We start from the raw sequence: 12,854 nt of genomic DNA, 5'->3' as shown, positions 1-12,854 counted from the left end.
CCGGAGCACTCCTTCACCGGCTCCGCCTCGCAGCGCGTCCTCGGCGTGCACCCGCCGCTCGCCGGTGAGGCGCGGTAACTTGGTGACTTCACGCGGGGTCAGCTCGCTGCAACCTGCGGATGCTGCGCATGCCGCACAGCTGGACGCCTGCGACGGGAAAGGAACCGCCGGTGACTCGTTCTGTTCCGCCGCCTTCCGGACTCGTTCGAAGGCGACGGGGTGTGCGATGGCTGATCGCGCTCACTGCGACCGCCGTGGTCGTCATCGGGGCCCTCGTCGCCGTGATCGCCATAGGCCAGAGGCCGTGGCTCACCACCGACGTGACGATCTCCTTGAGCTATGTCGGCGACGACGGGCGAACCTACTCCTGCACATACGACTACAGCACGTCGGAACGCGTGCGGATGCCTGCCGACATCGCCGAGAGCATGAACGAACGTGACTGGTCCGACACAGGTCAGCTCATCTACGAATGGGCGAAGGACCATCCGGCGGAGCACTGGACGACAGAGGATGAACTGCCCGCCGACGACCCCGAATCGACGCGAGCGGACGCGTCGTGGGGCCTGGCCATGGACCGGTACGTCGAGTTCCCTCCATGGTTGATCGACACGGACGACGGTGGCGAGTACGCGCTGTGGTCGAGAGCACGACCGGGGAGCGATTGCGAAGACGGCCTGCGGTGAGCCTCTCGCCGCGAGGCGGAGGCATGGGCAAAGCTCCTCGCCCAGACACGAAGAAGGCCCGCGTCCCCGGTGCTGTCAAGGGGACGCGGGCCTTCGCGTCTGGTGCCGACTACAGGACTCGAACCTGCAACCCCCGTATTACAAGTACGGTGCGCTACCAATTGCGCCAAGTCGGCGGACGCCTCCCAGCTTAGCGATGGGCGGCGGGGGCCGACGAACTACGACGCGGGAGTCTCCGAGGGAGCGGGCTCCGTGGTCTCGGTGGGCGTCGGGGCCGGCGTCGGGGTCTCCGTGGCGTAGTAGGCGTCGCTGGCGACGGTGAGAACGAACTGCGAGAACTCGCTCGGGTCGTCGAGCGCGCCCACATAGGCCTCGCCGTTCACGACGATCATGGGAGCGGCGGTGAGCACGAGATCGTCCGAGCCGACGAGCGGGCCCTCGAGAGCGCGCGAGGTGGCTTCCTTCGCCCACGTGACGTAGTCCTGGTCCTCGATGCACGATCGGACGCTCTTCACGTTGTCCGAGCCGACTGCGCCGGCGATGTCGGCCAGCTGCGCATCCGAGAAGCCGTCGGTGTTCACCTCTGGCTGATCGTCGAGCAGGTCGTGGTTGAACGCGTAGAACTGCGCGGGCGAGTGCGTGGCGACGCAGGCCGCGGCTGCCGCGGAACGCAGCGAGTACTTGGTGCCGTTCGAGCTCGCGGTGAGCAGGGCGACCGGGTGGTAGGTGACGGTGGCCGCTCCCTCGGAGATCCAGTTGACGAGCTGACGCGCGTTCGCGCGCTCGAACTCGCCGGCATCCGGCGACAGGTAATCGACGTAGATGTGGATGTCGACCGTGCTCGAGGTGGTGGGCTCCGGGGTCGGCGTGGCCTCGCCACCCGCTTCCGTCTCTCCCGGGCTCGGGGGTGCGACGGTCGAATCCGACATCGCGGACGCACTGATGTCCGAGACGAGGATGCCGTCGTCGTCCATGCCGCCCGGCGTGAGCTGGGGCTTCGACACCTGCGCCGAGACGGCGAGGGTGATGGCGGTGCCGATGGCGCCCACGGCGACGATGGCGATCGCGCCGAGGATGATCCGTCGCATCACGCGCGCCCTCGACTGCTGGGCGTGCACCTTCTGGGCCTTCTCCCGCACGGCCTCACGCGTGTTGCGAGGGCTGGGGACGTTCGGCGTCTCGTCGCTCGACATCGTTCCTCTAGACAGTCTCAGGGGGGCAGGGTGGCCCCGGACGCCACTCGGGCGGCGAACGCCGCGAAAGGCGGCCGAGATCGATGTTAACCAGCCAGGCTGAGAAATACCCAGATGGACGAGCTTCTGCCATACTGATTCCGACCCGATGAGGGGTCACGGTGGATCGCTCCGCCGCTCTATCACTACGGATCGTCCGGCACGTACCTGCCGGTGAAGGAGAAACACAATGGCATCTGTGACTTTCGACGAGGCCACCCGCCTCTACCCCGGCGGAACCCGCCCGGCTGTCGACAAGCTCAACCTCGAGGTCGCCGACGGCGAGTTCCTCGTCCTCGTCGGCCCGTCCGGCTGCGGAAAGTCCACCTCGCTTCGCATGCTCGCCGGCCTCGAAGAGGTCAACGCAGGGCGCATCCTGATCGGTGACCGCGACGTCACCGACGTGCCGCCGAAGGACCGCGACATCGCGATGGTGTTCCAGAACTACGCGCTGTACCCGCACATGACCGTCGCCGAGAACATGGGCTTCGCGCTCAAGATCGCCGGCGTCGGCAAGGAAGAGCGTGCGACCCGCGTTCTGGAGGCCGCGAAGCTGCTCGACCTCGAGGAGTACCTGACCCGCAAGCCGAAGGCCCTCTCGGGTGGTCAGCGTCAGCGTGTCGCCATGGGCCGTGCGATCGTCCGTCAGCCCCAGGTCTTCCTCATGGACGAGCCGCTGTCGAACCTCGACGCCAAGCTCCGCGTCCAGACCCGTACGCAGATCGCGTCGCTGCAGCGTCGTCTCGGCGTCACCACGGTCTACGTCACGCACGACCAGACCGAGGCGCTCACCATGGGCGACCGCATCGCCGTGCTCAAGGACGGCCTGCTCCAGCAGGTCGGAACGCCGCGCGACCTGTACGAGAAGCCCGAGAACGTGTTCGTCGCCGGCTTCATCGGCTCGCCTGCCATGAACCTGTTCAGCGCAGACCTGGCTGAGGGCGGTGTGCGCTTCGGCACCGAGKTCGTCCCGCTCGACCGCGACACGGTCGGCCGCGCCAACGGCTCGCAGGTCACCGTGGGTGTGCGCCCCGAGGACATCACCGTCGGCCCGGCCGACGGCAAGGGCCTCTCGGTCGTCGTCGACCTCGTCGAGGAGCTCGGCGCCGACGGCTACCTCTACGGTCACACCGAGATCAACGGCAAGCGCGCCGACCTGGTCGCTCGTGTCGACGGCCGCAGCCACCCCAACGCCGGCGAGACCGTCACCCTCGCGGCGAACGCGGGCCACGTGCACGCGTTCGACATCGAGTCGGGCGTGCGCCTGAACGACAAGCCGATCGTCTCCGCCTGATCGGATCCACGGACGCGGSGCGGGCTGACTTCGGTCGCCCGCGCCGCTTCTTCTTTTCCCCCACCGACTGGAGAGACATGCAGGATGCGCTGCGGATCACCGCGAGCTCGATCGATCCGGGACTGCTCGCGCTGCCCTGGTCGACACCGCTCGCCAAGTGGCCGTCCGAGTTGATCGTGTCGCTCCCGAAGGGGCTCTCGCGCCATCTCGTGCGGTTCGCCGATCTGTCGGGCAAGGTCGTCGCCGTCAAGGAGACGACCGATGAGATGGCGAGGCGCGAGTACGAGATGCTCGGCAACCTCGCCAGGCTCGACGTGCCCTGCGTCGACCGCGTCGCAGTGATCGCCGGGCGCTCGGATGCCGACGGCGAACCGCTCGCTGCCGCCCTCGTCACATCGCACCTGCGGTTCTCCATGCCCTACCGTGCGCTCTTCACCCGCGTGCTGCGCCCCGACACCGCCACGCGTCTCGTCGACGCCCTGGCCGTGCTGCTCGTGCGCCTGCACAACGTCGGCTTCTACTGGGGCGACGTGTCGCTGTCGAACACGCTCTTTCGCCGCGACGCCGGTGCGTACGCGGCCTACCTCGTCGATGCCGAGACCGGCGAGCTGCACGAGGAGGGACTGACCGACGGCCAGCGCGCCTACGATCTCGACCTCGCCCGCACCAACATCGCCGGCGAGATCATGGACCTCGCCGCCGGCGGGCGCCTGGAGCACGGCGTCGATGCGGTCGCGATCGCCGACGGCATCGTCTCGTCATATCGCTCGCTGTGGGCCGAGTTGACCGCGCAGGAGTCTTTCGCCTCTGCCGAGACCTGGCGCATCACCGAACGTGTCGAGCGTCTCAACGCCCTCGGGTTCGACATCGATGAGATGTCGATGTCGACGACCTCCGACGGCACCGTCGTCGAGATCCAACCCAAGGTCGTCGACGCGGGACACCACCAGCGGCGCCTGATCCGTCTGACCGGCCTCGACGTCGAAGAGAACCAGGCTCGACGCCTGCTCAACGACCTCGATGAGTTCCGCGCGCGCTCGACCAAGCAGTGGGCCGACGAGGAGATGTACGCGCACGAGTGGCTGACCCGCGTCTTCGAACCGGTCGTCCGTGCGATCCCCTGGGAGCTGCGGGCCAAGCTCGAACCCGCCGAGGTGTTCCACCAGGTCCTCGAGCACCGGTGGTACCTGTCACAGGCCCAGGGACGCTCTGTTCCGCTCGCCGAGGTGCTGACGAGCTACATCAACGAGGTGCTGCGGCACCGCCGCGACGAGGCGACCATCATGGGCCCGCCCACCGAGACGATGAGCCTGCCCGTCGTCACCGGCACGAATCCGGTCGCCGATGACGACGACGAGGTCGACTGGCGCGACCTGGTCTGACCGTGCAGCCTCAGTAACCGACCGTGAAGCGCTCGCGGTGGTGGTTGCCCTGCTCGATCTCGTCGACCACGGCGACGGCGAAGTCGCCACCGGAGATGAACGACTTGCCGTCGGCGTCGCGCACGATGACGTCGCCGCCATCGCGGTAGTGACCGGTGCGCTCGCCCTCCACCCAGGGTCCGAAGACCTCGGCGGGGTGGATGAAGAACCAGTCGAGCGAGTCGTCGGTCTGCTCCAGCAGCGCGAGCGAGTCGATGCCGACCTGCGCCTCGTGCTTGTACTCCTCGGGGAAGCCCTGGTCGAAGAGTCGGGGCCCTCCGGGGGCGATCAGGCTTCCGCCCGCGCCGCCGACCACGCCGAGGCGCGTCTCGGTGCCGCTCAGCTTCTCGACGAGGCCGCCGAGCGCATCGAGCACCGAGTTCTCCATGTCGCCGCGAGGAGACAATGCCGACACGACGGCGTCAGCACCGTCGAAGACGTCGCCCAGGCTCGCGAGGTCGAGCACGGACCCCTGGACGTTCTGCGCACCCTCGACCGGGTTCGACGGTGCGGAGCGAGAGACCGAGACGACCTCGTGCCCGCGGCTCACCGCCTCCGAGACGATGTGGCGGCCGGCATAGCCGGTCCCCCCGAGCACGACGATGCGAGCCATGAGCTTCTCCCCTACTTCTTCGCGTTGCGGATGGTCGACACCTGGTACAGCGCGACCGAGGTCGCGATACCGGCGTTGAGCGACTCGGTCACAGCAGAGATCGGGATCGACACGATCTGGTCGCAGGTCTCGGCCACGAGGCGCGACAGGCCCTTGCCCTCGGAACCGGTGACGATCACGACAGGACGGTCTGCGAGCTGCAGCTCGGGCAGCAGCACGTCGCCGTCGCCGTCGAGGCCGAGCACGAACACCCCCTGCTTCTTGAACTCCTTGAGCTGCGTCGTGAGGTTCGTCGCGAGAGCGACCGGCACACGCGCTGCCGCGCCGGCGCTGGTCTTCCAGGCCGCGGAGTTCACACCGGCCGAGCGACGCTGCGGCAGGATGATGCCGTGGCCGCCGAAAGCACCGGTCGAGCGGATGATCGCGCCGAGGTTGCGCGGGTCGGTGATGCCGTCGAGGGCGACGAACAGCGGAACCTCGCCCTTGTCGATCACTGCCTCGAGCAGATCCTGCGGGTGGGCGTACTCGTAGGGCGGAACCTTGACGGCGACGCCCTGGTGCACTCCGTCGTACCCGGCCATGCGGTCGAGCTCCTGACGCGTGACCTCGAGCACCGGGATGCCGCGGTTGGTCGCGAGCGACAGCATCTCCTTCACGCGGTCGTCCATCTCGACGCGCTGCGCGATGTAGAACGCCGACGCGGGGATCTTCGCACGCAAAGCCTCGAGCACCGAGTTGCGGCCGGTGACGACCTCGACCTCGGTGGTGTTGTCCTTCGCACGTGCCGAGCGGTTGGGGTTGCCGCCGGCGGTCTGACGCTGCCCCGGCTTGCCCTTTCCGCCGGACGCCGCGTAGCGCTCGGCCGCGGCCTTGCGCTTGCCGGCAGGGTGCCATGCGCGGTCCTCGGCCTTGGGGGTCGGTCCGCGGCCCTCGAGCGCCTTGCGCCCGAGTCCGCCTGTGCCCTTGCTCGGGCCCTTCTTCTTGCCCTTGCCCGCTGAGGGGTTGCCTGGCTTAGCCATCGATACTCCAATGAGTTCCGGCCGGAGAGTCCTCCAGCGTGATTCCTGCGGCGGCGATCGCATCACGAATGCGATCGGCCGCCGCCCAGTCCTTGTCAGCGCGCGCCTGCGCACGCTGCGTGATCATCGTCTGCACGAGCGCGTCGAGAGCGGACGCCTGCGCGTCGCCGCCTCCCGACGCCTCACCGACACGATCGAATCCGAGCACGTCGAGCATCGCGATGACCTCGTGCCTCGCCGAGGCCGCACCGTCGATGTCGCCCGCGTCGAGCGCCGCGTTGCCTGCGCGCACCGTGTCGTGCAGGACCCCGAGCGCCTGGGGAATGCCGAGGTCGTCATCCATCGCGGTCGCGAAGGCGTCGGGCATCGGGGTGGACTCCGCCCATCCGATCGTCCGGGGGAGCATGCGCTCCGCGCGTTCGACGAACGTGCGGATCCGCCCCAGCGCCGCCTCGGCCTCGGTCCACGACGACTCCGAGAGGTCGAGGCTCGACCGGTAGTGCGCGGCGGCGAGCGCGTAGCGCACGACCTGCGGGTCTCGCTCGGCGAGCACATCGCGAGCGAGCGTGAAGTTGCCGAGGGACTTCGACATCTTCTGCCCGCCCACCGTCACGAGGCCGTTGTGCACCCAGTACCTCGCGAAGCGGTCTCCGGCAGCGGTCGACTGCGCGAGCTCGTTCTCGTGGTGCGGGAAGCGCAGATCGAGGCCGCCGCCGTGGATGTCGAACTCGGGGCCGAGGTAGCGCTTCGACATCGCCGAGCACTCGATGTGCCAGCCGGGGCGGCCCGCACCCCAGGGAGACTGCCACGTGGCATCCGCCTGCTCATCGGCCTTCGCGCCCTTCCAGAGCGCGAAGTCCTGAGGGGTGCGCTTGCCTCGGGGGTCGGCGTCCTCCGCTGCCTCCATGGCGTCGATCGACTGATTCGTCAGTGAGCCGTAGTCCGACCACGAGCGCACGTCGAAATAGACATCTCCCGAGCCGTCCGGCGCGGGGTACGCGTGACCGCGCTCGATGAGGGTCGCGATGATCTCCTGCATCTGGGGCACGGAGGCGGTCGCGCGGGGCTCGTAGGTCGGCGGAAGGATGCCGACTCCGGCATACGCCGCGGTGAACTCCTGCTCCATCCGGTACGCCAGCGCCCACCAGGGCTCGGTGTCGGTCGCGTTCGCGAGCACCTTGTCGTCGATGTCCGTGACGTTGCGCACGAACGTGACCCGGCCGTACCGGTGCGTCAGCCAGCGTCGCAGCAGATCGAAGCTCAGAGCTGCGCGGACGTGCCCGATGTGGGGGCCTGACTGCACGGTGGGTCCGCAGACATACATCGTGACGTTCTCGGGATCGAGAGGCACGAAGTCGCGCAGCTGCTGTGCGCGGGTGTCGTAGAGGCGGAGAGTCACCGCACAAGCTTACCGGGCCGCCGATCCCGTTGACTGGGTGTGACCCCGGGCCCTCGAACTGCCTCGCCGACCCTCAGTCGACCGGGAACACCTGCCCGGTCTGCACTCCGAGCACGCTCTTCGCGTACGCCTGTCCGACGCGGTGCGACGACACGGGCACGAAGCCGGGGAACGACGAGTGATACGACGGCGCATCCTCGAGCACCGACGGGCTCACGGCGTTGATGCGGATGCCGCGGGGCAGTTCGGTGGCCGCCGCGAGCACGAAGGACTCGACGGCCCCGTTCGCGAACGACGCGGCAGCGCCCGCCGCGATGGGCTCACGCGCGAGGATGCCGGAGGTCAGGGTGAACGACCCGCGGTCGCGCACGAAGGACGTGCCGATGCGCACGACGTCGAGCTGCGACAGTACCTTGCCGCGGAAAGCGGATTCGTAGTCTCCACGGGTCAGCCCGTCGAGGGGCCGGAACGGCACCTCCCCCACCGCGACGATCACAGCATCGACCTGGCCGACTGTCGCGAACAGGCGTTCGACGGAAGCCGGATCCGTGACGTCCACGGAGGGCTCGCTGCTGCGCGACGCGGCGATGATCTCATGACCGTCCAGGGCGTGGACGGCGGTTCGTCCGACCTGACCGCCGGCTCCGATGACGAGAATCCTCATGACGCCTCCTTCTCCGCATGCGACTGCCGCACGACGATGTCCGACAACGACGGCGGATGCCGACGCATTCCCCGATGCCGTCCGCAGCGTCAGGTCGGGTGGACCATGGCGACCGCGGTCACCGCGATGCCCTCACCGCGCCCGGGGAACCCCAAGCCGTCGGTGGTGGTGGCCGTGACCGAGACCGGCGCGCCGCCGAGTGCCGCCGAGAGCACCCGCTCAGCCTCGGCACGGCGGCCGCTGAAGCGCGGTCGATTGCCCTGGAACTGCACCGACACGTTGCCGATCGCATAGCCCGCTTCGTGGAGGAGCTCGCGGGTGCGGGCGAGGAAGACCTCTGCATGAGCACCGGCGTACTCGGGGTGCGCGGTGCCGAAGTGCTCGCCGATGTCGCCGAGCCCCGCGGCGCCCAGCAGGGCATCGACCATCGCGTGGGCCACGGCGTCGCCGTCGGAGTGACCCGAGAGCGCTCGCTCACCCGGCCACTCGATGCCGGCCAGCCACAGGTTGCCGTCTCCGCCGAACGCGTGCACATCCGTGCCGAGCCCGACCCGGGGTCCGGTCCATGTGGAGTCCGGTGCGGAGTCCGGCGCGGACGTCGGCGTCTGCACGTCCGCCAGCAGATGACGGGCGCGCTCGAGGTCGGCCGGCGCGGTGATCTTGAATCCGCGAGGCGACCCGGCGATCTGTCGCACGAGATGCCCGGCCGCCGCGAACAGCGCCGCATCGTCGGTGTACTCGATGCCCGACGCGGCCGCCGCTTCGTATGCGGCCTCGAGCAGAGCCCGTGGGAACCCCTGAGGAGTCTGCGCCGCGGCGAGCTCGGAGCGATCGACCGGCGCGATGACGGCATCCCCCTCGACCCGCTTCAGCGTGTCGACGACCGGGAGCGTCGGGATCACCCCGCTCTCGCCGTCGATGGCCGCCGCCACCGCATCGATGATCTCGGGGGGCGTCAGAGCGCGCGCCGCGTCATGGACGAGCACTCGCGTGACATCTCCCCACAGCGCTCCGAGACCGGCGGAGACGGACTCCTGCCGCGTAGCCCCGCCCGTCACGACCCTGCCGAGATCGATGCGGTCGCCGGCGGCTGCGCGGACCTCGGTCTCGGCGTCGCCCTCGAACCCGGCAGGCGCGACGACGATGACCTGGGCGGGGGCGGCGGCGAAGACGCCGTCGAGCGCGTGGCGGAGGATCGAATGCGTGTCGATGCCGACGAACGCCTTGGGCGCTCCGGCATCCAGTCGGGTGCCGGAACCGGCGGCGACGACGATGATCGCGGTGTCAGGAACGGGAAGCATGCTCACCAGGTTCACGTTACCGGCGCGCACGAAAAAAGGCGGATGCCGAAGCACCCGCCTTCTCTCAGTCCACTCAGGACGCGAGGACCTCGTCGAGCAGTGCGCTCGCCTTGTCCTCGTCGGTCTTCTCAGCGAGCGCGAGCTCGGAGATGAGGATCTGACGCGCCTTGGCCAGCATCCGCTTCTCACCCGCAGACAGCCCGCGGTCCTGGTCACGACGCCACAGGTCGCGCACGACCTCGCTCACCTTGATGACATCGCCGGAGGCGAGCTTCTCGAGGTTCGCCTTGTAACGACGCGACCAGTTGGTCGGCTCTTCGGTGAACGGCGCACGAAGCACCTCGAACACAGCGTCGAGGCCCTCTCGGCCGATGACATCGCGGACCCCGACGAGATCGACGTTCTCAGCGGGCACCTCGATGATGAGGTCCCCCTGGGTGACGTTGAGCTTCAGGTATTTCTTCGCCTCACCCTTGATGATGCGCTCCTTGACCTCGATGATGGTCGCAGCGCCATGGTGCGGATAGACGACAGTTTCGCCAACCTCAAAAAGCATAAAAACTTGTCCTTTCGGCAACCTCAAGGATACCACAGGGGGAATGCGCTAAGGTTCGCGCCTCCACGTCCTCAGGGGGCACCCCGCATGCGCATAGAATGGATGCGGATATCCCGTCGGACCTCAGGAGGACCCGTGAAATCGCGCCTTGTTGCGTCTGCCGCCATCAGCGCCCTCGTTCTTCTCGGCGCGACCGGCTGCACGTTCATTACGCCGCAGTCGACGGAGGTCCAGTACTCGGCCTCGGACGGCGTCAACGTCTCGGACTCGGACGGCCCGATCGACGTGCGCAACGCGTTCATCGTCGCGAACGAAGACGGCTCCGTCGGCAACTTCGTCGCCGCCGTCGTGAACCCGACCACCGAGAAGGCCACGCTCACGATGACGATCGACGGGCTCGACCCGTTCACCGTGTCGGTGCCCGCAGGCAAGACCGTCAGTTTCGGTGCCGACGAGGAGCCGCTGCGCATCGAAGACCTCGACACGATGCCCGGTGCGACGATCGAGATCCACTTCCAGTCGGGTGACGGCGCCGGCACCAAGACCGAGGTCCCGGTTCTCGACGGCGCGCTGCCGTACTACGCCGACCTGGTGCCCAGCGCCACGAAGTCGACCCCCACGCCCGAGCCGGTCCCGTCCGACACGGCCGCCCCCGCTCCCTCGGAGTGATCCGGCGCACACGCTGAAGAAGAGGCCGTCACCCCCGGGGTGACGGCCTCTTCTGTACGGCACTGGGGCTCAGCCCTCGCTCAGCCCTCGAAGCGGTAGCCGAGGCCCCGGACGGTGACGAGCATGACCGGCTCGCCCGGGTTCTCCTCGATCCGCGAGCGGATGCGCTTGATGTGCACGTCGAGGGTCTTGGTATCGCCGAAGTAGTCGCTGCCCCACACCCGGTCGATCAGCTGGCCGCGCGTGAGCACGCGACCCGAGTTGCGCATGAGCACCTCGAGAAGTTCGAACTCCTTCAGCGGCATGTTGATCTGCTGACCGGCGACCGTCACCGTGTGGCGGTCGATGTCGAGTGAGACGCGGCCGCCGTCGAGCACGCGCTCGTCGAGCTCGCTGTCGGCCTGGACCACGCGGCGCAGCACAGCACGCATCCGAGCCAGCAGCTCACGCGACGAGTACGGCTTGGTGACGTAGTCGTCGGCGCCGAGCTCGAGCCCGACGACGATGTCCACCTCCGAGTCCTTGGCCGTGACCATGATGATCGGCACGGCAGAGGTCGAGCGGATCTGCCGGCACACCTCGGTGCCCGGCATGCCGGGCAGCATCAGGTCGAGGAGCACCACATCGGCGCCGCGCTCGCGGAACGCGGTCAGCGCCCCCGGGCCGTCCTCGGCGATCTCGACCTCGTACCCCTCTCGGCGCAGCAGGTAGGCGAGCGGGTCGGCGAGGTCGGGCTCGTCTTCGACGAGAAGGATGCGGGTCATGCGTTCTCTCCGTTTCGGACGCGAGCTGCGGCCTTCGCCGCCTTGCGCTCGCGCTTCTTCTTGTTCTTCTTGTCCCTGTCGATGCTCGGGGGAGCATCGATCGTGGGAAGCCTGATGGTGAAGGTCGAGCCTCGTCCGGGGCGCGACCAGAGGCGCACCTCGCCACCGTGGCGCTGTGTGGCGTGCTTGACGATCGAGAGTCCGAGTCCGGTTCCGCCGGTGCGGCGCGACCTCGCCTCGTCTGCACGGTAGAAGCGCTCGAAGATCCGCTCTCGATCCGCCTCCGCGATGCCGATGCCCTGGTCGGACACCGCGATCTCGACGACACCGTCGTCGGCCTTCACTCCGATGCCGACGCGGGACCCTCTCGGGGAGTACACGATCGCGTTGGCGATCAGGTTGCCGAACGCCTCGATCAGGATCTGCGAGTCACCGCGCACCCAGACTCCCCGGTCGCCGCCGCGAGCGAGCTCGACCCCGGCCGAGTCGGCCTGCACGACATGCGCCTCGAGGGCGGTCGCCAGCACCTCGTCGATCGAGACGGGGCGCACGTCCGACAGCGCGTCGTCGGTCTGGAGCCTCGACAGACTCATGATGCGGCCGGTCAGCTGACCGAGACGAGCGGCCTCGGCCGAGATCCGGGTGGCGAAATGGCGCACCTGCGCAGGATCGTCCGCCGCGGACTCGATGGCCTCGGCCAGCAGGGTCACCGCCCCGACCGGGGTCTTGAGCTCGTGGCTGGTGTTGGCGACGAAATCGCGGCGCATCTGATCCAGGCGCTCCTGCTCGGTGACATCGCGGATGATCAGCAGGGTCATGCGGGGGCTGATCACACTCGCGCGTGCCGAGACGAGTCGGGGATCGAGGCTGAGCCCGCCCCGTGTGATGCGCAGAGATTCGGTCGCCGAGCCGCCGTCGTTGCGGCCGCCGCGCACGAGCTGACGCAGCTCGGGATTCTCCAGCGGTGCTCCCACCTCTATGCCGAATCGCGTGGCTGCTTTGGAGACGGCGAGCACGAGCCCCGAGGAATCGACCACGCAGGCTGCGTCGTCCATGCTGCCCAGCACCGCGGTGACGCCCGCCGGAACGGCGAGTGACGTCTCGTCGGCGACCCGTGCCCTGGCGCGGTACGCCCAGGCGATGAGAAGCGAAAGGCCGATGCCGATCACGAGGCCGACGGCCAACGCGAGCAGCGCGATCTGCGGCAAGGTCATAACCACAGCGTAGAGTGCGTTC

At 68.5% G+C, this 12,854-nt stretch carries 13 protein-coding genes and 1 tRNA gene; 4 read left to right on the top strand and 10 right to left on the bottom strand.

Features of this window, described 5'->3' with window-relative positions; all coding sequences use genetic code 11:
• Positions 1–221: 221 nt before the first annotated feature.
• Complete coding sequence (locus AC04ME_RS09365; protein ID WP_231567499.1) at positions 222–686, top strand: hypothetical protein; 465 nt, start codon at positions 222–224, stop codon at positions 684–686.
• A 100-nt stretch (positions 687–786) separates the two neighbouring features.
• Here AC04ME_RS09365 and AC04ME_RS09360 read toward each other — a convergent pair.
• Together AC04ME_RS09360 and AC04ME_RS09355 are read right to left on the bottom strand one after the other, a co-directional pair.
• Positions 787–862 (bottom strand) — tRNA-Thr (locus AC04ME_RS09360).
• 42 nt (positions 863–904) lie between these two features.
• On the bottom strand, positions 905–1,879 hold the full coding sequence (locus AC04ME_RS09355; protein WP_042539781.1) for a DsbA family protein: 975 nt from the start codon (positions 1,877–1,879) through the stop codon (positions 905–907).
• A 229-nt stretch (positions 1,880–2,108) separates the two neighbouring features.
• On the opposite strand from AC04ME_RS09355, the gene AC04ME_RS09350 reads away from it, so the two are divergent.
• Positions 2,109–3,212, top strand: a complete 1,104-nt coding sequence (locus tag AC04ME_RS09350; protein ID WP_475434691.1) for an ABC transporter ATP-binding protein — start codon at positions 2,109–2,111, stop codon at positions 3,210–3,212.
• Positions 3,213–3,289: 77 nt separating this feature from the next.
• The gene (locus AC04ME_RS09345) at positions 3,290–4,594 is read left to right on the top strand and encodes a DUF4032 domain-containing protein (protein WP_042539777.1); all 1,305 of its coding nucleotides are present in this window, start codon (positions 3,290–3,292) and stop codon (positions 4,592–4,594) included.
• A 10-nt stretch (positions 4,595–4,604) separates the two neighbouring features.
• On the opposite strand, the gene AC04ME_RS09340 is transcribed toward AC04ME_RS09345, so the two are convergent.
• The 6 genes from AC04ME_RS09340 to AC04ME_RS09315 form a co-directional block, all read right to left on the bottom strand.
• A complete protein-coding gene (locus AC04ME_RS09340; protein WP_475434689.1) occupies positions 4,605–5,246 on the bottom strand; it encodes an NAD(P)-dependent oxidoreductase in 642 nt (213 codons plus the stop codon).
• A gap of 11 nt (positions 5,247–5,257) precedes the next feature.
• The gene (rlmB, locus tag AC04ME_RS09335) at positions 5,258–6,265 is read right to left on the bottom strand and encodes a 23S rRNA (guanosine(2251)-2'-O)-methyltransferase RlmB (protein ID WP_042539772.1); all 1,008 of its coding nucleotides are present in this window, start codon (positions 6,263–6,265) and stop codon (positions 5,258–5,260) included.
• Positions 6,258–7,664, bottom strand: coding sequence for a cysteine--tRNA ligase (gene cysS / locus AC04ME_RS09330; RefSeq protein ID WP_475434687.1), 1,407 nt, complete (start codon positions 7,662–7,664; stop codon positions 6,258–6,260). Before cysS ends, rlmB begins: the two co-directional genes overlap by 8 nt.
• A 73-nt stretch (positions 7,665–7,737) precedes the next feature.
• Entirely contained in the window at positions 7,738–8,328 is a 591-nt protein-coding gene (locus AC04ME_RS09325) for a short chain dehydrogenase (protein ID WP_042539768.1), read from the bottom strand.
• An 89-nt stretch (positions 8,329–8,417) separates the two neighbouring features.
• Positions 8,418–9,629, bottom strand: coding sequence for a 2-C-methyl-D-erythritol 4-phosphate cytidylyltransferase (gene ispD, locus AC04ME_RS09320; protein ID WP_475434788.1), 1,212 nt, complete (start codon positions 9,627–9,629; stop codon positions 8,418–8,420).
• Positions 9,630–9,702: 73 nt separating this feature from the next.
• Positions 9,703–10,185, bottom strand: a complete 483-nt coding sequence (locus AC04ME_RS09315; RefSeq protein ID WP_042539766.1) for a CarD family transcriptional regulator — start codon at positions 10,183–10,185, stop codon at positions 9,703–9,705.
• 135 nt (positions 10,186–10,320) lie between these two features.
• Between AC04ME_RS09315 and AC04ME_RS09310 the strand changes: the two genes are divergently transcribed.
• Entirely contained in the window at positions 10,321–10,854 is a 534-nt protein-coding gene (locus AC04ME_RS09310) for a hypothetical protein (RefSeq protein WP_056373619.1), read from the top strand.
• Positions 10,855–10,934: 80 nt separating this feature from the next.
• Here AC04ME_RS09310 and AC04ME_RS09305 read toward each other — a convergent pair whose 3' ends face one another.
• Both AC04ME_RS09305 and AC04ME_RS09300 read right to left on the bottom strand, forming a co-directional pair.
• Complete coding sequence (locus AC04ME_RS09305; RefSeq protein ID WP_042539762.1) at positions 10,935–11,618, bottom strand: response regulator transcription factor; 684 nt, start codon at positions 11,616–11,618, stop codon at positions 10,935–10,937.
• A complete protein-coding gene (locus AC04ME_RS09300) occupies positions 11,615–12,832 on the bottom strand; it encodes a sensor histidine kinase (RefSeq protein ID WP_056373621.1) in 1,218 nt (405 codons plus the stop codon). Before AC04ME_RS09300 ends, AC04ME_RS09305 begins: the two co-directional genes overlap by 4 nt.
• Positions 12,833–12,854: the final 22 nt, after the last annotated feature.

Source organism: Microbacterium sp. LjRoot205 (assembly GCF_056175745.1).
This window is presented reverse-complemented; position numbering and strand designations above follow the sequence as displayed.